13 protein-coding genes are annotated in these 23,828 nt (G+C 29.3%); 5 read left to right on the forward strand and 8 right to left on the reverse strand.

The window, feature by feature from the left end; all coding sequences use genetic code 11:
* Positions 1-111: 111 nt before the first annotated feature.
* A complete protein-coding gene (locus MR76_RS01215; RefSeq protein ID WP_024071879.1) occupies positions 112-981 on the reverse strand; it encodes a zinc ABC transporter substrate-binding protein in 870 nt (289 codons plus the stop codon).
* Between MR76_RS01215 and MR76_RS01220 the strand changes: the two genes are divergently transcribed.
* The 3 genes from MR76_RS01220 (at position 973) to MR76_RS01230 (ending at position 4,689) form a co-directional block, all read left to right on the forward strand.
* Complete coding sequence (locus MR76_RS01220) at positions 973-1,701, forward strand: metal ABC transporter ATP-binding protein (RefSeq protein WP_024071880.1); 729 nt, start codon at positions 973-975, stop codon at positions 1,699-1,701. The two genes, MR76_RS01215 and MR76_RS01220, sit on opposite strands and share 9 nt — an antisense overlap.
* Positions 1,694-3,136 carry a 2-polyprenylphenol 6-hydroxylase gene (gene ubiB, locus MR76_RS01225; protein ID WP_024071881.1) on the forward strand — a complete coding sequence of 481 codons (1,443 nt, stop codon included), beginning with the start codon at positions 1,694-1,696 and terminating at the stop codon, positions 3,134-3,136. Before MR76_RS01220 ends, ubiB begins: the two co-directional genes overlap by 8 nt.
* A 338-nt stretch (positions 3,137-3,474) precedes the next feature.
* Entirely contained in the window at positions 3,475-4,689 is a 1,215-nt protein-coding gene (locus MR76_RS01230) for an MFS transporter (RefSeq protein ID WP_235111296.1), read from the forward strand.
* Between the two features lie 1,028 nt (positions 4,690-5,717).
* Here MR76_RS01230 and miaB read toward each other — a convergent pair.
* From miaB to MR76_RS01245, 3 genes are all read right to left on the reverse strand, one after another.
* On the reverse strand, positions 5,718-7,046 hold the full coding sequence (miaB, locus tag MR76_RS01235) for a tRNA (N6-isopentenyl adenosine(37)-C2)-methylthiotransferase MiaB (protein ID WP_024071883.1): 1,329 nt from the start codon (positions 7,044-7,046) through the stop codon (positions 5,718-5,720).
* 1,068 nt (positions 7,047-8,114) lie between these two features.
* Positions 8,115-11,726, reverse strand: a complete 3,612-nt coding sequence (locus MR76_RS01240) for a glycoside hydrolase/phage tail family protein (RefSeq protein ID WP_024071884.1) — start codon at positions 11,724-11,726, stop codon at positions 8,115-8,117.
* A gap of 312 nt (positions 11,727-12,038) precedes the next feature.
* Complete coding sequence (locus MR76_RS01245) at positions 12,039-12,854, reverse strand: DUF2163 domain-containing protein (protein ID WP_024071886.1); 816 nt, start codon at positions 12,852-12,854, stop codon at positions 12,039-12,041.
* Positions 12,855-13,653: 799 nt separating this feature from the next.
* On the opposite strand from MR76_RS01245, the gene MR76_RS01250 reads away from it, so the two are divergent.
* Positions 13,654-16,392, forward strand: coding sequence for a 2-oxoglutarate dehydrogenase E1 component (locus MR76_RS01250; RefSeq protein ID WP_024071887.1), 2,739 nt, complete (start codon positions 13,654-13,656; stop codon positions 16,390-16,392).
* 667 nt (positions 16,393-17,059) lie between these two features.
* On the opposite strand, the gene MR76_RS01260 is transcribed toward MR76_RS01250, so the two are convergent.
* The 4 genes from MR76_RS01260 to MR76_RS01275 all read right to left on the reverse strand — a co-directional run bounded on the left by MR76_RS01260 (position 17,060) and on the right by MR76_RS01275 (position 21,211).
* Positions 17,060-18,220: a phage major capsid protein gene (locus tag MR76_RS01260; RefSeq protein ID WP_024071889.1), complete on the reverse strand. Its 1,161-nt coding sequence runs from the start codon at positions 18,218-18,220 to the stop codon at positions 17,060-17,062.
* Positions 18,221-18,424: 204 nt separating this feature from the next.
* Entirely contained in the window at positions 18,425-19,318 is an 894-nt protein-coding gene (gene dapA, locus MR76_RS01265; RefSeq protein ID WP_024071890.1) for a 4-hydroxy-tetrahydrodipicolinate synthase, read from the reverse strand.
* Positions 19,319-19,767: 449 nt separating this feature from the next.
* Complete coding sequence (locus MR76_RS01270; protein ID WP_024071891.1) at positions 19,768-20,112, reverse strand: histidine triad nucleotide-binding protein; 345 nt, start codon at positions 20,110-20,112, stop codon at positions 19,768-19,770.
* Complete coding sequence (locus tag MR76_RS01275) at positions 20,102-21,211, reverse strand: hypothetical protein (protein WP_024071892.1); 1,110 nt, start codon at positions 21,209-21,211, stop codon at positions 20,102-20,104. Before MR76_RS01275 ends, MR76_RS01270 begins: the two co-directional genes overlap by 11 nt.
* A 171-nt stretch (positions 21,212-21,382) precedes the next feature.
* Here MR76_RS01275 and mutS point away from each other — a divergent pair, with 171 nt between their 5' ends.
* Complete coding sequence (gene mutS, locus MR76_RS01280) at positions 21,383-23,797, forward strand: DNA mismatch repair protein MutS (RefSeq protein ID WP_024071893.1); 2,415 nt, start codon at positions 21,383-21,385, stop codon at positions 23,795-23,797.
* The last annotated feature ends 31 nt before the right edge of the window (positions 23,798-23,828 follow it).

The raw sequence follows: 23,828 nt of genomic DNA on the forward strand, positions 1-23,828 counted from the left end.
TTTAAATAATTTAAGATCTGCTAAGTATTAGCATCTGTTGCCTTTACACATTACGAATACATATTTTTATAATGTATTTTTCATGGCCTATAAAATTTATATTAAATAAATCTATTCCTGTGATAGACAATGTAGAAAATTATCAGCAATGTTCTGCATAATGTCAAAATATGCATTGTCTTTTGTTAAAGTACTGCCTATGGGATCAAGTATTTGGAATTTTACCTGATATTTTAAAAATAAATTCTTAATCTTATCATTTGAAGACTCAGAAAAAATACATTTTATTTTATGTTGATTAATAATTTTTTTTATATGCATTAGCCTCTTTACGCTGATATTTGTGTCATGACTTGAAGAAAGAGCTGCTATAAAGTTTAATCCAAAGTATTTTTCAAAATATTGATATGCATCATGTGTGACTATGTAAGGTTTTGTTTTGACAAAATTCAACATATTTTTTATTTTTTCTGTTTGTTTAGTGATTTGTACTAATGTTGAATTTGCATTGTCAGTGTACTTTGTTGCATTTTCTGGGTCTGCTTGACATAGTACGTTTCTTATTTTATTGACTATATTTTTTGCATTTTCTGGACTTAACCAAATGTGTAGATCATTTTGTGTTGTATGAATTTTATAAGAAAAGTTAGAATCATATCTTGATGGTAATAATTCTACAACCTCTGAAAGTTTGACTAATGTTTTATTTTGTATTTTATTTATAAAAGTCTCAAGGTGATCATCTACATAAAATATGATATTGCTATCTTTTAGTTTCCTTTTATCTGATGGTTTTAATGTATAATCATGTATCGAAACTGGTTCGTTGATTAAAAGCACTGGTTTTGTTATACCATTAGTAACTGCATTAACTAATGAATATATTGGGTTTATAGTTGCTATAATTCTTGGTACAGAATATCCTATAGTAGGATGTAACAATAATATGTAGAAAAGGGAGAGAAAGACTTTATGTTTCATAAGTTATTAAACAAAAGTGACATTGTTTCATATGATGATAGGTGTGTCAATGACTATATAATAAATGTTGAAAATCTCTCATTTTTTTATTCTAAAAAAAAGGTTATAGATGATGTTAGTTTTCAAGTGAAATTTGGTGAGATTGTTACAATTTTAGGGCCAAATGGAGGAGGTAAAACAACATTAATTCGTGTCTTAGTTGGTATATATAAAAATTATCTAGGGCTTGTAGAATATGCAAAAAATTTTACTATAGGATATTTACCTCAACATTTTAGCGTTAATTCTCTTATTCCAATGACAGTAGAATATTTTCTAAATTCTAGTTATACAAAAAGGAAAAGAAAATTAAAATTAAGTAATGTGTTAAAAGATATTAATATTGAAAAAATATTAGATCGACAAATGTCAGAGATATCTTATGGAGAGTTACAATTAGTTTTACTTGCAAGATGTTTGATGTTAAATCCTGATTTAATAATTTTGGATGAACCAGTGAGTTGCATGGATATTAATGCAAAAGATAGCTTTTACAAATTAATTAGCAAATTAATTACTATATATAACTTAAGTGTAATCATGACCTCTCATGATTTACATTTTGTAATGTCTAATTCTTATCGTGTTATATGTATTAATAGGAGTATTTACTGTGAAGGATCTCCAAGTGAGATTGTAAAAAATGAAAAATTCTTAACAATGTTTTCATCTTATGCTTAGTATCTTATTTAATATAATTTCTTTATTTAATATATTAAACATTTTAGTAAGATATAACATATTACCTTACACTTGTATTTTTGCTAAAAGGTCAGTTAAAGGAAAATCTCAAGGAGAAAAGATTGCAATGGCTATGCAAAAGCTTGGTCCAATTTTTATTAAATTTGGTCAATCTATATCTTCTAGGGCTGATATTATTGGAGAAGAGATTGCAAATCATTTACTATGTTTATGTGATAAACTACCAGCTTTTTCTTATATGGATGTTGTAAGAATTATAGAAGAAGATTTTAAATGCAAGATAAGTGAAATATTTTGTGAATTTGAACAAAATCCAGTTGCTGCTGCGTCTATTGCACAAGTGCATAAAGCCAAAGATATTAATGGAAATATAAGAGCTGTGAAAATTTTGAGACCACGAATTGAGAAAATTTTTGAAAGAGATATTAAATTAATGTTCTGGCTTGCGAGGTTGGCACAGAATTTTCAAAGTTTGAAACGATTTCAATTATTACAACTTGTACAAACATTTCATGAGATATGTAAGATGGAAATAGATTTGCGTTTTGAAGCAGCAAATGCTGAAGAGTTAAGAGCTAATATTCAAGATGATAAAGGATGTTATGTACCAGAGGTGGATTGGACTAGAACTACAAGACGTGTGTTAACATTAGAATGGATAGATGCTGTACCAATATATAGTATTTACAAATCAGAGAATTGTGAAGTATTAGTGAAGAATTTGATATTTTGTTTTTGTAATCAAGTATATAGAGATAGATTCTTTCATGCAGATATGCATCCAGGAAATCTTATGGTGGATACAAAAGGAAGAATTGTAATTATAGATTTTGGAATTGTTGGAAGATTAGATAAGGCTACATGTATGTATGTTACAGAGATACTTGTAGGTTTTTTAAAAAGGGATTATCAATATGTTGCTGATGTCCATTATAGGGCTGGATATGTCGATGCAAAATATAGTAATTTTGTTACAGCTTGTCGTGCTATAGGTGAACCTATAGTTGGTAAGAACACAGAAAATATATCCATTTCAGCACTATTGACTCAGTTATTTAAGATTACTGGTGATTTCAATATGAAATTGCAGCCTCAGCTTTTTCTACTACAAAAAACTACAGTATTAGTAGAAGGTGTGTGTAGGCAATTGTGTCCTGAAGTTAATATGTGGAAGATAGCGGAATTATGGATGGAAAAATATGCTATTGAAAAAAATAGATATATTAAAAAACTAAAGAGATCTTACTTATGTCAAACTGTACATGATATTCCTTTGTTTATGAAAAAGGTTGATAAAAGTTTAGATATAATCAGTAATTATCAAGAATTAAGCAAGGCAAAGACAAATATTGGTAGAGATATTATATGGGCATTAATAGTGATTAGTTTGATTGTAAAGCTCATTGTAGGATAGTTTCTGCCATAGATTTCAATGGATATAAATATTTTTAATTAAGTTAAAGTTTACGTATCTTGGACTGATAATAAATTGTATATTGGTATAGTATATGTAGCGTTTAACGTTGTAATATATAAATTGCTTTAGTATTGTGTCTAAATAATTTTATAACTTATTATCTGTTAAATTGTGTAAGTTGATAGAAGTTTAGAGATATTAATAAGTTTTTGCTAATTTTATAATACATTTGAATTAGTATATATTATAGTTGCTATACTAGAAATTTTGGTTATGTAGATAATTATTAATCAACTCTAGGGGAGTTTTCATTAATAATTTTATAATGTTGGTAGATGATACAAATGTGTTTTTATCCTATTATAAATTGGATTATAGGAGTATTAGTACTTATTTGTGGGAGTAATTTTCAAATAGCTTACGCTGTGATAAATCCATATGTGAGTGAAGATTTAAATTTAAGTATTGCACAAACTGCATTAGCAGCATCAATACATATGTGGTGTTTTTCAATTTTTCAACTATTTACTGGATCAATACTAGATTGTTATAATGAAAAAAAAGTACTACCAGTATCTGTTGTGTTAACAATTATAGGTACTTTCTTATTTTTCCATGCTGAATATACTGTTTGTTTTTTTGTATCGCAAATTTTCTTGGCATTGGGAGCATCTTTTGGTTTTGTAGGGACAGGTTATATTAGTTATAAATTTTTTTCTCCTTTAAAATCAGGGATTATGTTTGGACTAGTTCAAACAGTGTATAGTTTATCTTCTTTGTTTATGGAATATATCTATGCGTGTTTGACTTCATCAGGGCTACCTTGGAGAGATATAATTAGGTATATAGAATACATTGAAATTGCTGTACTTATTGCAACATTATTCCTACTAGGGAATAAAAAGTCAGCATGTTTAAAAAGTGGTGATACAAATATCATTAAGTTGTTATTGCAAGTATTTAAACATATTGTTGGAATCATACGATTAAGGAAGATATGGCTATTTACAATAGTTGGTAGCTCTATGTTTGGGGTATTTTTATCAATAGCTGTATTTTGGGGACAAAAGTTATTAATAGCTATGAATTTAAGAGATGACAATGTTACTCTTATACATTCTATAATATGGATGGGTTTTGCTATAGGTTGTCCTTTAGTCAATATAATTTCTAATATATTAAAAAATAGGAAACATGTGCTTATGGGGTTCTGTTTATTACAATGTAGTAGCCTTAGTTTGTTACTATGTGGTAGTAATTTATACTGTTTATGTGTTTATATGTTTATCTTTGGATTTGCATCTGGTGGACATATGTTAAACTTTTCTATTGGCACAGATGTTATAGATGAAGGCAAAATAGGAACTGTTTGTTCAGTTATTAATGGATTGATGTGTATTGTAGGTGGCGTAATTATGTTTTTAGTAGCGCTTGTACTAGAATATCAGGATAAATATGATGTAATACACGTAAGTTTTTTTATGCCAGTGCTTATTTTCCTATCATTTGTTTTATTGTTTTTTTGTCGTGATACTTTCTGTATGAAATAATGTTTTGTAGGGGGTGAGGATTTTTTCTTAAATTATATAGTATATGTAGTGTGTAAAGTTATTGATTTGTGTATTGGCATAGATCAAGTTGTAAATTTACTCATTTGTATCCATTAGGAGGGTATTGTTTATCTGAAAATGTAGGGACTTTATTATTAATGAAGTATTGTTGTGTACTAAAATAAGTAAATATATTCAGAATTTAGTATGTGGTGGTATAGGATTTTATGTATGAGGTATAAAAAGCTATTCTAGTTTTAGGTGGATTTTAGATTGCCTGCTAAAAAAAATTTTTAAATAGAGTTTATATATAAAATTCTATTAATGATAGGGATGTTCTATTTGTCAGTTAATAACTACAACCTGTTAGATATGGGTTCATGATTTATCATAGATTAATACTGTTTGTAAAGTTGTTGTGAATGTGTCTCTAAAAAATTCTAATATGCACAAAACTGTATTAGTGGTGTAATAGGATTACACGATTGTAAAGCTATTGTGGTATCTTTAAAAAGTTTTACTGGAAGCTATATTGGGCATCAGAATATTGACTCATGGTTGGTATAGGATTTACACGATTGTAAAGCTATTGTGGTATCTTTAAAAAGTTTTACTGGAGCTATATTGGGCATCAGAATATTGACTCATGGTTGGTATAGGATTACACGATTGTAAAGCTATTGTGGTATCTTTAAAAAGTTTTACTGGAGCTATGGGCATCAGAATATTGACTCATGGTTGGTATAGGATTACACGATTGTAAAGCTATTGTGGTATCTTTAAAAAGTTTTACTGGAGCTATGGGCATCAGAATATTGACTCATGGTTGGTATAGGATTTACACGATTGTAAAGCTATTGTGGTATCTTTAAAAAGTTTTACTGGAGCTATATTGGGCATCAGAATATTGATTTATATTAGCAACTTGAAACTGCTGGACATATATTAATATGTGAATACATGTTGATTATATGATACCTTTGGAAAGCTGTCTTGTATGTAAAGCTATATGGCGAGAAAATATTGTATCAGTTGATAACTATGCCTGTTAAGCTATTTTGGTGTGCATCTATTATTTTAATAGATAAGATGCTATTGTGAAATTGGCTTGGATTATCTGTATTAATGTAACACGATTGCATATATGGAGTTTTACCTATGATTTGATTATCAAACTTTCCTTTCTTATTACTAAATAATACAGGACAAGTTTGACCAATCATGTTTCTATTAAAAGCAATCTGTTGTTCTCGTAATATTTCTTGTAGCCTGAGAATACGCTGAGATTTTACCTCTTCTGGTATTTGATTTGCATATTCTGCACTAGGTGTTCCTGGTCTTGGACTATATTTAAAACTATATGCTTGTGAAAATTTTACTTCTTTTACTAATTGTATTGTGTGTTCAAAATCTTCTTCTGTTTCCCCTGGAAATCCAACTATAAAATCAGATGAGAAAGCAATGTCAGAACGTTGTTTTCTTAGATTATTGATGATATTGATATACTCTTCAGCAGTGTGCTTTCTATTCATTTTCTTTAGTATTTTATCTGATCCTGATTGTACTGGTAAGTGAATAAATGGCATTAATTTTTCTTCAAGTCCATGTGCTTCATATAAGGATTGGTGCATATCACGTGGATGTGATGTTGTATATCTTATACGTTCTATGCTTGGTATTTTTGCAAGATACTGAATTAATTTTCCTAAGTCCCATTCACATCCTTTATACGTTCCATGATATGCATTTACATTTTGTCCAATTAGGGTTATTTCTTTTATTCCGGAGTCTGATAAGACAAGTGCTTCATTAAATATTGCTTCTACTGTCCTTGAGTATTCTTCTCCTCGTGTGTAGGGAACTACGCAAAATGTACAAAACTTGTTACACCCTTCCTGTACTGAAATAAACGCAGAGGTTGCTTGATTTTTTGTGTACTCTTCTACAGGTATTGCATCAAATTTTGAAATTACAGGAAAATCAATGTTGATAACTTGTTTTTTTTTTCGACGGGCTTTTACAATAAGTTCAGGAAGTGTATGTATACTTTGAGGACCTACCACTACATCAACAAATGGCGCTCTTTCAAATATTTCTTCTCCTTCAGCTTGTGCTACACATCCAGCAACTACTATAGTTAAGTCTTTGTTTTCTTGTATCTTTCTTATTCTACCTAATTCTGAATATAGTTTTTCAGAAGCTTTCTCTCTAATATGACAGGTATTTAATATTACAATGTCTGCCTCTGATGGTTCATTTACTACAGTGAATCCAAGAGGTTTGATTATGTTTTCCATAATTAAAGAGTCATAAACGTTCATTTGACAACCATATGACTTGATATATAGACCTTGCATTAACCTTACAAATAACTGCTTTTATTCTGCTAAGCATATAATGATTAATGAATTAACACAATAATTTTTATTATGTTAAACTGCTGAATATTTATCACAGTCAATTGATTATAGATTACATGTATGTAGTAGAAAAACATATTTAATTATATAGTTTAGCTGTTAGAAACATTGTTTTTGTTTATAAATTCAATATTTTTGCCATATTGACATCTTATTATTCAAAAACATATAAAAATTTTTATACAATGGTAGGTATTTTAGATTATGAGATTTTCAAGTGGAATTTTAAAAATAAATATCTATAAATTTGATAAATTCTAAGTATTGTTGCTTTTATATACAAGAATGGGATTTGTATAGGTTGTTATAATGTGAATTGTATATAATAGTGGCTACTGAAATTTATAAAGTAGCTTTGTAAGCCGTTCCTCTACCTATCGTACTAGAGTTTTGATTATAATATTGATTTTTCTTGTGTCACATTGAATTTCTATTGTTTATCAGAGTATACTGGTGTTATGCTACATTGTTTTTGTTTATAAATTCAATATTTTTGCCGTATTGAAATCTTATTACTCAAAAACATATAAAATTTTCATGCTTTGATTATAATATTGATTTTTCTTGTGTCACATTGAATTTCTATTGTTTATCAGAGTATACGGGTGTTGTGCTACATTGTTTTTGTTTATAAATTCAATATTTTTGCCGTATTGAAATCTTATTACTCAAAAACATATAAAATTTTCATGCTTTGATTATAATATTGATTTTTCTTGTGTCACATTGAATTTCTATTGTTTATCAGAGTATACTGGTGTTATGCTACATTGTTTTTGTTTATAAATTCAATACTTTTGCCGTATTGAAATCTTATTACTCAAAAACATATAAAATTTTCATGCAATGATAAGTGTTTTAGATAATGAGATTTTCAAGTAGAGTTTTAAGAATAAATATCTATAGGTTTGATAAATTTTAAGTGTTTTTTCTTTTATATAAAAGAATAATATTTGTATAAGTTGTTGTAATGTGAATTATATATATAATAGTGGCTACTGAAATTTATAAAGTAGTTTTGTAAGCTGTGCCTCTGCCTATTACACTAGAGTTTTGATATATTATAACATTAATTTTTTCTTGTATTACATTGAAATCTATTTTCTGTTGTTCGGCAGAGTATACAAATGTTGTACTATTATCTTTTACTGTAATTGTGCGAGTTACTATATCCTGGTTGTCTAAGATCTCAATATCATAACTTTCGAATTCTTCATCTATAGGTGTATCAGTATTATCATTCCATTCTCCGTTGATACGTGCTCTTCTTGTCCAAGTAATTGTTAGATTATTGTATATATCACGTTTGCCTCTTACATGTGTTACAGGTAATGGTTTCAAATTATTTGCATAGTATATATATGTAAATTGTTTAGTATAAGAAACGGATTTTTTCGATATTACCTTGTATATCAAGGATTTATTAATTAGTGATTGGTTAATTTTTAAGGAAGGAAGATTATCTAATAATGTGAAAAATTCTTCTTTTTGATGTTGATCAATGTATCTTTCTGTTCCAAATCTGCCTCTAAGTAGGTAGCTTAGTTGATATGTATTTTCTCTGATTTGTTTAACATTTTGAAATTGAATTATTTCGTTTCCAACTAATGCTAGATTACTATTGTTATTTATAAATAAAGATTCAGTTGAGTATAATTGTCCTGTTTTTAAAAGAATAGTTATTTTACTTGCTTGGTCTGGTATAGCTATTGGACCTGTATTTACGCTATTAATAGTAATTCCAGTAGTTGCTTCTGTATCTATGGGTAAAACATCTTTATAGTGCTCACCTCCTTCTTCATATGAATAAAGAATGCTTCCTTCCCAATTTGTTTTGATTCTAGTGATCGCAAAATATAGTATATTGTCTATATTGTGAATACATGGTAAATCGAAGATATGTACTGGATCTTCTGTATTACCTTTGTCAAGATGACTGTTAAAATTGTTGTTTGGAGTAAAATGTTGAGTAGGGAATGAATTATTATAGATTACTCCTTCTATACTAATTGAAATATTTTGTAGGTAAATGTCTGTAATTTTTATCTTGTATAAAGCATTATTATATTGTACTTGAATTATATCGCTAATGTTAAGCCAAGCATATTTTATTGGTAATGTAAGATAGAAATTGTATTTATTATTTGATTTTTTATTTAAGATATTTTCAGCTATAGTTTTTGCTTGCTCGTCGTTTAATACAATTGGAACTTGAATAGTTTGTATTGTTGTGTCTTTGGAATAAGGTATCTTGATATGCTGTGAACTTACGTTGTACTCATGATTTTTGTTAATATACATAAAGTTGATGCTATTAATTAAATTTGATGAGTTCGTTTTGGTAATTTTTTTTGTATTGCTTTTATTGTTGGATAGAATGTCATCCAATGGAATGTCGTATTGAACTAGTTGATTTTTCTCAATAATAGCTAATTTATTATCTTGTTCTACTATTTCAAAGTCATATAAGTCTTTTAGTACATTTAATATGGATTTTACAGATTGTCTTTCGGTAATTATATATCCATCTATTGCATTGTTTAGATCTTGTATTTTTATTTGATTATTCTGTAACCCTGTACTTTTTAATAAATCGTAAATTATATGAGATATTTCAAGTAATGATAGTTTTTCTTGTATCCAATAGCCGATTTGCCAATTTTTTGAATCTTCCCAGGTAGTTTTTAATTGAGGGAAATAAGGGTAGGGTCTTATATCCCATCCCCAAAGAAACATTTGTTCTACTATGTCAGAATTTTCCCATGTTTTGATAGTGCCATTTATTGCAATTTTTTGTGCACGAAAATCCACATATCCTTTTGAAAATATCGGATTTTTATTATATTGATAATCTATAGATATACTAGGCTGACTTGTACAATTATCTATACTTTGAAATCCATATTGAGTAAACCATATCTTTTTTGATTTTGGGATCCAAGAAGTAGTAGTATTGTCTAGATTAATGTGGTGTTGTGTCCACCATTTCTCTATATTTTTCCAAGAATATTGATAATTATTTTCAATATATGGAGTTTTACCTTGTTTTATTTTTGGGTGAGTATACAGGTAATCATATCCTTCTCCTGAATGCCATCCGTTGATTATATCTTGTTCTGTGAATCCATCAATAGGCTGGGGAATATCTGTGAGGGGGAAATATGCATTTATTCCTATTACATCAATATCTTTTGATGACCATAGTGTATCCATATTATAATATCCGTTATGAGAATGATATTCTCTCCAATCTGCTGCATATGTTACAATAATGTTATTGCCTGTTTGATTTTTTACATAATTTGCTAGTTTAGTCAATTCATCTACTGCTGGATAATGGTTATACTTGTCTTTTATTCTTGTTAAACCGATAAAATTTGAGCCGATTACAAAAGCATCTATTAAGTCTTTAGTTAAATTATAATAATGCTTAATAAATGGATTGTATTGCTTATTAAAAAATGTGCTTATGTATTCTATATCTCCAGTGAGATTACCTATCCATGGAGTGTCTTGAATGTCTACTAGAAGCATAGGATATAGTAATACTTTGTAGCCTCGTGTTTTCAATTCATTAATATATCTAACTAAAGATTTATCATTAATAGTTCCTTTATATGCAATGTTATACCTGGAGGTTTGTCTTGCTGCCTCTCTGTTCATTCCTGCTACATACCAATTATCAGGTGTTGTAGTGGCATCAAATTTGAATTCAACAGCTGGATAAATATGGCAATCTTTGATATTTAAACTATCTGTGTACCAATTTACAATAACAGATATCCACTGTATGTTTGGTAGAGTTTCTTGTAATTGATCTAGGGAGATTAAAGCGTCCGCTTTTTGATGTTTGCTGTGGTTATTAATTTGTTGTGCTTCTTCATAAGGGACGTATTGCTTACCGATTTTTTGTTGGAGAACTTTCATTTGTATTTTCGTATCGTATGCGAATTCTCCGGATCCTGGTATAATATGTATACTTTTAATTTTTTGTGTTATGTGTTCTTGATAGTGATAATTGGTAGGTTGTGCTGTTACTTCGAATGTAAAGTTAGGAATTTTATAATCTGTTAGTAAAAAATCCTCTATTACTATATACGATAGCCCACGATATGCTGGGACATCACCCATTAGTTTTAGTATTAGTGGATCGGGTTCTTGATCTTCTGTACCTTGATAAAATCTATATGTTAATGTGTTTAAGTCTAATAGTTGTGAGTTAGCCCATATTTTTGAGATTTTTTTAACGTATCCTGTACATATTGCTATAGCCAAGCTTGTATGGTAGGTATACTCTGTAGAGCTGTGACTGGTAGATTTTTTGTTTGGATTGTTCTTTATAACTATATCTTTGTCTGTAGTGACTTTGAATTTATCTATCCATATTATGTTTCCTGCGATGCGCATTGTTCCATATAGTATGGGAATCATTTTTCCATATATAGATGTTTGAATCTTTAAATTATTGATTTTTGGTATTTGTTTAGTTTGAGTATTGTTATCTAAAAAATGGGGATGTGTGTTTTGATTTGTTATATTGCTTAGTTCTGCTGAAAGGAATTTTTCTATGGATTCTTTTACACTATTAACAATGGTTGATAATATAATTAATGACATAAGTATAACTCCTATAAAAAGTTCAGAATTGACTAAAGAAAGTATTGATTGGGTATGTGATATTTTGTGGACTGTTTGTAATATAAGAGTGAGTACTTACTTAGTGTTATGGATTGATTCATAAAATATTAAGAGGTGTAAAACTATAAGTGGTTTAAAGTTATTTTTTGTTATGTATAACTGTTCTGTATGGATAGTATGAGCGTATTAAGTATTTGATTGTACATATATTTATATGTATTTCTCAAAGTTTCTGTCATGAGTAAATTGTCACTACTGTTTTTATGATATCTGTTTAATATTTATTATTGCTTAAAAATGTATTTCAGGAATATGTGGTTCTCCTCGGAAGTTTTTACTGTTATTAAATCTGTTACTGCATGTAGTGAAGCTTTTGTCACAACCCGCAACTATGGAAAACCTATCATTGATTGAGATTTTGTATGGTGTAGTATTGTAAAATTTTATATACGACTTATTATGAGACTTAATTTCCAGTGTAAAATTATTATTTTGTCCTGTAATAAATGTAAGCAATCCATATGTGTAGTAGTTATCAATGTTAATCAAGTTAATACACTCAAATTCTTGGTTGCTTATTACTCTACTAATGCTGTGTATATTAGTAAATGCTTCTTTGTTTAGCTTGCACTTGTTATCACAGAACTGTGCTCGACATGAAGATGAAAAGAAATCTCCGACATTTTTCGATAAAGTGTTAAATATACTACTAACTTCTGCTGTGAATTTATCATCGATTACGGTGATTTTATTAATACTCCCATAAAATAATGTCGCATTACCTTGAGTGAGATCTGTATAATTTACAAAAAATATTTTTACTTTAGCAAAATCATATAATCCAGATAATATTTCTTCTTCTTTTATTGTGTTACTGTTTATAATGGTTTCTATTTTTGTGCTATTACCAGAAATAGAATTGTATCTTAATATATCTATGTTTAGTTCAGCTGTTGTTTCATAAGTTATGTTGTCTATAACTAAGTTTTGATCAAAATTGGTCAATCCTATTATTTTTTTATTTTGCAAAGTAATTTGTAAACAGTGTGCAATAGTAAGAACTTCAGATGATAAATGTTGTATTAATTTAGGATTGATGTTTCTCATATGTTTTGTCTTTAAAAGTAGTGAAAGAGTGCTGTTATGGGATTAACATTGAATAGTGTTAAATAAATATTGTTTGTTATTGTTTTAATAACTTGAAAGTTACAAAAAATCAGAAGGAAAGCTTTTATATTAAAAAATCAAGCACATTAAACCACAATCTGTAAAAAGAAATATAAATAAATGTATGATTCTAAAGATGTGAATAACTAGTTGGATCAATAGGAAATAACTCTTCTTAAATATAGCAGAAGTAGATTGATCTATCAAGCATATTTTAATAATTTAGGATGTGAACGAATTTATTACATGGTAATCTTTATATTTAATACCAAATGCTTAAATTATTTTTGTAGTGTTGCAACATAACTAATTGTAGTGTGCTACAATAAGTATTTTAATGGTTTTTTTAACTTTAAATTATTCTGCATTTAAGCGATAATAAGTGTCATGAGTAAGTTTTAGTAAAAATCTCATAATTTCAGAGTGAGAGGTGTATTGTGTTTTGTTATTATACAATAGTGTTCTATAACCCAAATGAAGGGGGATGATAGTTCTACTGTTATAAGTAATTTGTAAATTGGAAAGAATATTTGTAGTACTAGTCGGAAGTTTAATGTGAGGATTAATGTCTGTAGTACAATAAATAAATATACTGTTGAATTTTATAGTGCCACAGAATTGTATTTTGTAGTACTGTATACGGTTGATAATTTTTTTAATTATCAATATGTATTTTGTTTAAGTGGTATGAACTCTTGTAATAGCTTTAAATTTGTTAAAATTTAAAAATGGTGAAAACATGAAAAACGTAACTTGTTTATTTGGTGATAATCTAGATGTTATAGAAGATATTTATAAGCGTTATCAAAAGGATAGTAATTCTGTTTCTCTAGAATGGCGTAATTTTTTTTCTAATGGCTTATATTCTTCAGAAAGTATTGATGTTGTCAATCAATCAAATAGTGTTAATGTCATTGATAGCTATAATGCTAAAGTTGTAGAATTATTGAATTTTTTTAGATCTTATGGGCATACTGTTGCTGATTTAGATCCTTTAAAATTACATGTAACTGGTGATTTAGATTATAATAAATATATTGACTTAAATGATATAAAGCCTTCTTCTACATTTTGTTCTGTTTTGGGATTAAATAATCCTACTATAGGTGATATAATTAATGCTTTGAAATCTATTTATTGTAATAAACTTGGCTATGAGTTTATGCATATTAGGAATCATGAAGAAAGGATGTGGTTACAGAACAAAATTGAGGGCTTTTATAGCAGTGTATCAAATGATGACAAGAAGAAAATATTACACCATCTGATGGAAGTAGAGTGTTTTGAACAGTTTTTACATACTAAATATCCAGGATACAAAAGATTTTCTATAGAAGGTGGAGATTCTCTAGTTGTTGCTATAGAGAAAATAATTGACTTATCAACTGTGTTTAATTTTCGTGAGATAGTTATTGGTATGTCTCATCGTGGCAGATTAAGCGTATTAACAAAAATCATGAAGAAGCCATATAAAGCTATGATGTATGAATTTAAAGGTGGAACTGCATATCCAAAAGATGTAGATGTTTCTGGTGATGTTAAATATCATTTAGGTTATTCTTCTGATCGTCAATTATCTCCTGATAAAACTGTACATTTATCTTTGTGTCCTAATCCTTCCCACTTAGAGTCTGTCGATCCAGTTGTTATGGGAAAAATTAGAGCAAAACAGGATGTATTGAAAGAATGTGATAAATCTTCTATACTTGGGGTGTTAGTACATGGAGATTCTTCTGTTATTGGTCAAGGTGTTGTTGCAGAGACATTAACTTTGAGTAATTTGGAAGGATATGAAGTTCGTGGTGTGATTCATATAATAGTCAATAATCAAATAGGGTTCACAACAAATCCAAAAGATTCTAGATCTTCTTTTTATTGCTCAGATGTAACAAAGTTAATAGATGCTCCAGTTTTTCATGTAAATGGTGATTCTCCTGAAGATATATTAACAGCTATTAATTTAGCTGTAGAGTATAGGCAGAAGTTTAATAAAGATGTGGTAATTGATATAGTATGCTATCGCCGTTATGGACATAATGAAGGGGATGAGCCTTTATTTACTCAACCTATCATGTATGATCGTGTTATGAAGCATAAGACTCCTATGAAGCTTTATAAAGAGCAATTAATCAATGAAAATGTCATTACAGAAGAAGAATTCAAAATTTTGCAAGCTAGATTTAATAGTATACTTAATGAAGAATTTGCGCAGTCAGAAAGTTATGTTCCTGATCAAGCTGATTGGTTGAAAGGAAATTGGGCAAATTTCAGGAGACCTGCTCCTGGGAATTTTGTGGATTATTTATCTGATACAGGGGTAGATGAACAAAACTTGTTAAAATTAGCTCGTGCTTTGATTGATATTCCTAAAGAGTTTAATGGTAATAAAAAAATATTGAGGATATTATCTACACGTTTTGATATGGTATCTTCTGGGAAAGATATTGATTGGGCGACTGGTGAAGCTTTAGCCTTTGCATCTTTATTATCAGAAAATGTTAAAGTTAGATTATCTGGTCAAGATTGTGGTAGAGGTACATTTTCGCATAGGCATGCAGTGTTAATAGATCAAATAACAGGAAATTCTTATGTTCCTTTAAATAATTTAGGTGTGCCACAGGCAAACTTTGAAGTGATTAATAGCCCATTATCAGAATATGCAGTTATGGGGTTTGAGTATGGATATAGTACTGATTCTCCGTCAACTTTAATTCTGTGGGAAGGTCAGTTTGGTGATTTTGCAAATGGTGCACAGATTATAATTGATCAATTTATTTCTTCTGCAGAAACTAAATGGTTACGCTGTAGTGGATTAGTGTTATTACTCCCTCATGGATATGAAGGTCAAGGACCAGAGCACAGTTCAGCGAGAATAGAAAGATATTTACAATTATGTGCAGAAGATAATATGCAAGTTGTAAACTGTACAACTCCTGCAAATTATTTTCATGTATTACGTAGACAAATGTGCAGGGATTTTCGTAAGCCTCTTGTTGTGTTTACTCCTAAGTCCTTATTACGTCATAAGATGGCAGTATCTAAGTTATCTGATTTTTCTGGATCTTTTGTTCCTGTGATTGGTGAAGTATCTTCATTATGTAGTAGTGATAAGATTCGTAAAGTTGTAATATGTAGTGGTAAAGTGTATTTTGATATCATTGAGGCTCGAGATCAACGAAAAGTAGATGATATAGCAGTAATACGTTTAGAGCAGTACTATCCTTTTCCAGAGGAGCAATTAGCAAGTGAGTTAAAAAATTATCAAAATGCAGAAGTAGTTTGGTGTCAAGAAGAGCCAATGAATATGGGAGCGTGGGTATTTGTTCGTAATTATATTGAAAAAGTGTTAATGACAATTAATGTAAAATCTAAGCAAACAATATGTATTTCTCGTCCTGCTTCTGCTGCTACTGCAGCTGGATATACAAGTATGCATAATAGAGAACAGAATGATATCTTATTACATGTATTAAGTTAAAATGTAAAATTATATCAAAAATCACATTGCATGAAAATCATACTTAATATGGGTCATAATACATGGGTCTCTTTTGACTAACAATAACATAATGTTCTACATTGATTAGGGATCTGTAGTGCGTGTGGTTTTGCTATAATTAATGACAATGTATTGTAAAACATGGTAGTACTGGAGTTATATGATAGATATATTAAGTTTCAGTATATACATTTATGTAATATAGAATATTGGGTTATTGTTAGTCAATTGAAGTATAGATAGAAATTGTTTTTGATAATATAGTAGCGAATTGGGGGAACAGTTTTGTGTATTGTTTTGCTGTAATAAGTGACATAATATGTGGGAAGGTATGGTATTAGAGTTATTATAATGTGTATAAATTATTATGGGAAATCTTTTTGTACTACTACTATTATTATGCATATATAATGACCCTAATACTAAAAGGTTATTGTTAGCAGTTGAATGTCATACATTTGGAAGTGAATATTTAAATTCAAATGATATGTTGTATATAAATCTACATTATGTATTCTGTTATCGCATGAATGTAATATGTTACATGCTTTTACTGTTAATTGTAGAAATTTAGAAATATTATAAGTTTTTGTATTTTATATGCTAACAAGAAGATAGTGAGACAATATTTTCTATAAGATAAGCACTATGTTGTTGGGTTAATTGTTAAATATCTTATAGCATTTTTGTTAATAACTGCTCCTCCTACTCGTTTTGTTGTGTAAAATTTAACAAAGGATTTACTTGTAAAAGGATCTCTTAATGTTTTTATAGAACGATTTTCTACTATCTTATATGCATTTGTAAAGTCTGCAAGTGCTATGATTGGTAGTATTTTATTATCTAATTGAGGCATGTCAGATGTTTGATATACTGGTAGTCCCATTAATGTATCAGGGCTTCCTGAAGTTAAACCTGGATGCCAGATGTATTGTCCAGATGCTAACTTTAAAGATCTAATTTCTTGTAGTACACTCCTGTGCATTATAAATGCTGCTTTTCTGGAAAAATATTCATCAAGTGAATAATAAAGTTTGATAATTATATCACTGCTTAATGTTGGGGATGTTATTAGGTTATTTTCTGTGTCTGAAGCGTATGTTAATATCCCATATGGTTTATTGTTTCCACTGCCAGATATAAAAGCGGTGTTTTCTGCTCTGCTAAAATCATCAACTAGGTGATTAATCAACCAACTAGCTACATCTATAGTAGAATCTTCCAATAATTTTTTTGTAATTTTTGGTTGAGCATATAGTTCGTGTAAAGTAATGGTAATTTTATCAATCTTTGGTGATTTTGTGTCTTCTACATTACTGTCTGTTCTCCAGTTTACAGATTTTTCATTGTTGTTTGTAATGAAGCAATCTAAATTATCACCTGATATTTTCTCTATAGAACATAGTTGGCGCATTACTGAGTTCTTGTTTAGATTTTTTTCTATATAAGATGATATGTTATGTGGTATAAAATATGATTCATCTAAGGGCTGTATTACAGTACTTTGATCTGTAATGTTATTGCCTTTACACAAATATTGTGTAAATATTTTGTAGTTATGATCTTCATTGTAGTGTTTATTGTCATAAGTAATAGGGCGTTGTGATGATATTTCCAATTGATCTAATCTCTCATTTTGTGTTTCAAGCATACTTTCTGTTTTTTCTAGCTTTTCTAATATAGATGGATATGTCGAACTTTTTTTTCTGATATCTGATAATTTTTTTTCATTTAGAGTTTTGAATTCTTCCCATGAAGATGTAAGATTACTTAAGGATTCTTGGATTGCTGGCATTGATGTTGGCATAGTTGCTCCATTTAGTATTAATTTTGATTGTATAAATATAGATCACAGCGTAGAAAAGATACTGATAATAGGAAATTTTTAGAAGGGCTGTGTAACTTATATTAAGTATATTCTATGATAATATACTATGTCAAGCATATTAGATAACATAGAACACTACTACTTAATCATGTGACTAACTTAAGTAAATAGATACAAACAATTTTAAATTAATTTTAACTCTTCTAATGTTTTTTTAACTTTTAATTTATTCTCTTGAGTAAGCTCTACTAATGGTAACCTTACTACTGGAGATATGTTTTTAATTAGGCTCATTGCGTACTTTGCTGGTGAAGGGCTTGATTGACAAAACAGTACTTTGGCTAATTTAAATACTGATAAATTTGCATCCATAGCTTCTTTTAGGTTATTAGCAAGGAATGCATTATGCATATCAGAATATATTTTAGGGATTACATTTGAAACAACAGAAATAGAACCAGCAGCACTACCACTTTGAGCATAAAACCCTAAACATGTAAAATCATCACCTGTAAATAGAGCTATTTCTTTATCTATTAGTAACTTTAAATTAAGAGGCCTACTTAAATCTCCAGTTGCATCTTTGATGCCTACGATTCTAGGCAAAGATAAAATCCGTGCAAGTAATTCATCACTTGCATCAACGGCAGCCCTTTTAGGTATATTATATGCAATAATTGGGATATTAGTTGCGTCATGTATTGCCTTAAAATGTTGATATATTCCTTCATCACTTGGCCTACTATAATACGGTACAACCACTAGAGCTGCTTCTACGTTTTGAGACTGAACATATAATGTACGTCTAATAGCTTCCTGCGTAGAATTTGATCCTGACCCAGCTATTATTGGAACACGTTTATTTGTAGTCTTAACACATAACTCAATTATTCTGCAGTATTCTTCAAAGTTTAAGGTAGTGTACTCCCCGGTACTGCCACATGGGACTAAACCATGAATGTTATTATTGATTTGGTATTCAATTAAGTTACAAAATGCATCTTCATCTATAGAGAAGTCATTCTTAAATGGCGTAATCAGTGCTGTAAAAACACCGGTTAGGTCTACTCTGGACATATAAAAGCAACTCAAGTACTGTAATAGTAATAACTAACTTAATGTAGCTATTGAGCATTTTATTGTCAAATGAATTTTATGAGGTTAAATGTAAAATAAGTTAAATAATTGTATGCTTGTTTTTTTAGATATTCATTGTAAAGAGCTTTAGTAGTATATGTTTGTATAAATCTGTTTTTATTGAAGCACATTATGTGTCAGTTAGTTGTGTAAGAATTTTCAGTAATGTATTATATGCATATTATATTTTGATGTTATTGGATTGCTATTAGTGGAAATATATAAATGATTATGGTTATTCCTTTATTTACAAATGTGTACATGAATCTTGTATTTCTTGTTTCCATGGTTTGTAATGGTTCTATTATGTATTGTTAGGATATTGGAGAGTAATGAAATTTATGAGATATGATCTATTATCTTAACATATAGTGAGAGATATATAATGATTATAGCTGTCCACCTAAGATATGCACATGAAAGTGTGGAACAATCTGTCCTCCTTGTTTTCCATGATTTGTAACAATTCTATATCCAGTTTTATGTAATTGGAATTCGTGAGTGATCTTCTTTACGATAGAAAAAAAATGTCTAATGTCTGCTGAAGAGTCACTAAAATCATCAAATGATATATACTCACCTTTTGGAATAACTAAAATGTGTATAGGAGCTTGGGGATATATGTCATGAAATGCCAATACAAACTCATCTTCATATACTACGTTACATGGAAGTTCTTTTTTTAGGATTTTTGCAAAAACATTATTATGATCATAAAAATTATTATCTTGCATGTGTTTTCCCTGAATTAGTATTGGTTAATTGTCTGCTCATCTTATTTGTAGGGCTTTGTATTTGATCTTCACTTAAACCTTGTGATAAATCTTCTGCTATTCCATTAACCTCTTGCTGTATAATAGTAGGTATGCTCTGTGAAGGTATTTTTTCAGGTTTTTGTTGCATTAGTATTTGATTTTGCAACTGCTGTAACATCTGTGAACTCTGTAGAGGATGTTTTGGATAAGGAATATCCTTAGGGTTTGTCAGTGAAAAATCACTACTTTCTATATTGGGACTGGTAGTTTGTTGAACTTCATCGCTTTGTGCTTGAGATGATGATACTATATCGTTGTCTTGTTCTTGTGTTGGTGATAATTCTTCTTCTTCAGTGCCAGAGCTTTCTATGTTGTCAGTATTATGGTCGGGTTTTTTATCTTGAATGTCGGCTGAACTCATTTTTGGGTCGGTACATGACTTGTATAACCGTTGAGAGAAGGTTTTTGCTAATTTTTGATCACGTATACCCAAACTTTCTAAGACTAATTTTACATCTTGTTCTATAAGTTCTATTGATTTCCCAGAAACATCTAGTTCTATAGTTAACCCTTGTTTATATCTACCTTGAGTAGAGTCTACTGTAACTTTCCCTCCTAATTTTTTAAGCTGATTATCAAGTGCTTTTAATTGTTCAAAATGCTGATCTGCAGTTTTACTCTTGAATAATTCTCTAGCTGCTGATAGAGGACTAATAAATGATGCTAAGGCATCTTTTCTGGTTTCTTCAATATCTCCTTGTTTATCTTGTTCCTGCCATGCTGCAAATTTTTGTATAGCTTGATATGGTAGCTTATAGGATGGTACCTTCATTGCTACTTCAGATTCATGGCCAGCTACTCTTGTACTTGCTGGTAGCTCTATCCCTAATTTATAGGTTCGATTATGCATTTTTAAGTCGAAATTTTTTTCGGCAGGTGTTTGTTGACCTGGGATAATACTTTTTATCATGCCCCCAAGATATTTACCTACACTTTCTTGGTGAGGTAATTTACTAGTAGTGGGTGTTATAGCTGCTTTTATAAAAACATCTGCACCTTTCTTTAAGAAAGCAAGCATTTAGATACCATAATTAATATTAGACGAAGCTACATATTTATTAATTATAAAATATAATTAGTAATATGTCATTATATATTATTAAAATATTTATTATTCACTTTAGTCATTATCTTTTTTCTATTACTGCATATAATATACTGTAGGATAAAGATTAACAATAGGTAAAAAGTGAGTCGTGATAGTAAAATAACTCCTATAATGCAGCAATACATGATGCTGAAGAATCAATATAAGGAATATTTATTATTTTATAGATTAGGTGATTTTTATGAGTTATTTTTTGATGATGCAATAGAGACATCTAAGATATTGAACATTGTGTTAACTAAGAAAGGAAGTGTACCTATGTGTGGTGTACCTTTTCATAGTAGTGAATCTTATTTAAATAAGTTGGTAAAATTGGGGTATAAAATAGCAATTTGTGAGCAATTGGAAACTCCAGAGGAAGCTAAGAAAAGAGGGTATAAGGCTTTAGTAAAACGTGATGTTGTGAGAATAGTTACTCCAGGTACTATATTAGAAGATTCTTTGCTTGAAGCGAAAGAGAATAATTATTTATCTTGTCTAGTTAATATTAATAATAATTATGCTATTGCATGGTTAGAGTTATCTACTGGTTTGTTTTATTACCATATAACAGAGTTACATAAGCTTGATAGTGATTTATTCAGAATTAATCCTAAGGAAATTTTGATTTCTGATAAGTTAGTAGAGTTAGATTTTATATACTCTATTTTGAGAAAATATAAGTTTTCTGTGACTCAGTATTCAAGTAGCTTTTTTGATGTTAGTAGATCTTATAATACTTTATGTAGTGTTTATGGAATATCTACTTTAAAAGGATTTGGTGATTTAAAAAATGAAGAAATAGCTGTATGTGGTTCCTTATTGGAATATGTTAAGGCTACACAAAAAGGGAATCTGCCTAAATTGGAATTTCCAAAAGCTTATTTAAAACATGATTTTATGTTTATAGATGCTGCAGCATTAAGAAATCTTGAATTGTTTTATACACAATCTGGAGATTTAGAAGGATCTTTGATTTCTTCTATAGACTATACTGTGACAGCATGTGGTGGCAGATTATTAAAACGATGTTTATCAGCCCCTTTAGCATGCTCTTGTGCAATAAATCGTAGATTAGATATAGTTGAATTTTTTGTGAATAATAGATCGTTATGTAGAGACATTAGGGAGATATTACGAGGTGTTGCAGATATAGAACGTATTTTAACAAGAATTAAAGTTGGTAAGTGTTCACCTAAGGATTTATATGCCTTAAAGTTAACTTTAGATAAGACTGTTGTATTATTAGATTTATTGCATAAATTTGACTCTAGTATTGTAAGTGATTTCTGTGTAGGACTAGGGAGGTATGATGATTTGCGTAAGACTCTTGATAATATGTTAATACCAAATAATGTGAATAATGTTAAAGATGGAGGATTTATTAATCCTGATTACGATGCACAATTATCAGAATATATATATATTCAAAGTTATAGTAATGATTTAATTCAACAATTGAGAGATAAATATCGTAGTATTACTAATATTCAGAGTTTGAAAATATTGTATAATAACATTTTAGGATATTATGTTGAAATTTCATCAAACTATTTAATTAGTGATAAAGACTTTATTCATAGACAGACTCTAGCTAATAGTATTAGATACACAACAAGTGAATTGAAAGCATTGGAAAGCAAAATAATTTCTGCTAGAGATGCAGCAATTAATTTGGAAATAAAAATTTTTGGTCAGTTATGTACGTGTATTATTGAAGATGCAGGTAAAATAACTATGACTGCACATGTTATTGCTGAGATTGATATGTTAACTTCCTTTGCTGAATTAGCAATACAATATTCTTATACTAAACCTATAGTTGATGATAGTTATGAGTTTAATATTCAAAAGGGTAGGCACCCTGTAGTTGAGCGTAATGGTAAGTTTGTAGCTAATGATATTGATCTTTCATCAATACAAAGAGTACATTTAATAACTGGGCCTAATATGGCTGGTAAAAGTACTTTCTTAAGACAGAACGCGTTAATAGGTATTTTAGCTCATATTGGGTCATTTGTTCCTGCTCAGCATGCTCATATAGGAGTTATTGATAAAGTATTTAGTAGGGTGGGAGCTTCTGACAATATTGCATCTGGACATTCTACATTTATGGTGGAAATGACGGAAACTGCTGCAATAATTAACCAAGCTACAGATAAGTCTTTTGTAATACTTGATGAAATTGGTAGAGGGACAGGAACATATGATGGATTGTCAATTGCGTGGTCAGTTATTGAGCAAATTCATAATGTTAATAAAAGTAGAGCAGTTTTTGCAACTCATTATCATGAATTGTCAAGGTTAGAAGGGTATTTAGAGAATATAAAGTGTTTTTGTATGAAAGTAGAAGAATGGAATGGAAAAGTAGTGTTCTTACATGAAATTATACCTGGATCAACTGATAAATCTTATGGAATACATGTTGCAAAGTTAGCAGGATTTCCACAATCAGTTTTAGATAGAGCAGAAGATTTAATGAACAAGTTAAAGGAAAATGAAGATTTGTTAACTTAGTTATTTTGTAATACAGTTTTTCCATTAGTTT

Origin of the sequence: Ehrlichia muris AS145 (assembly GCF_000508225.1) — a bacterium.
GTDB lineage: Bacteria > Pseudomonadota > Alphaproteobacteria > Rickettsiales > Anaplasmataceae > Ehrlichia > Ehrlichia muris.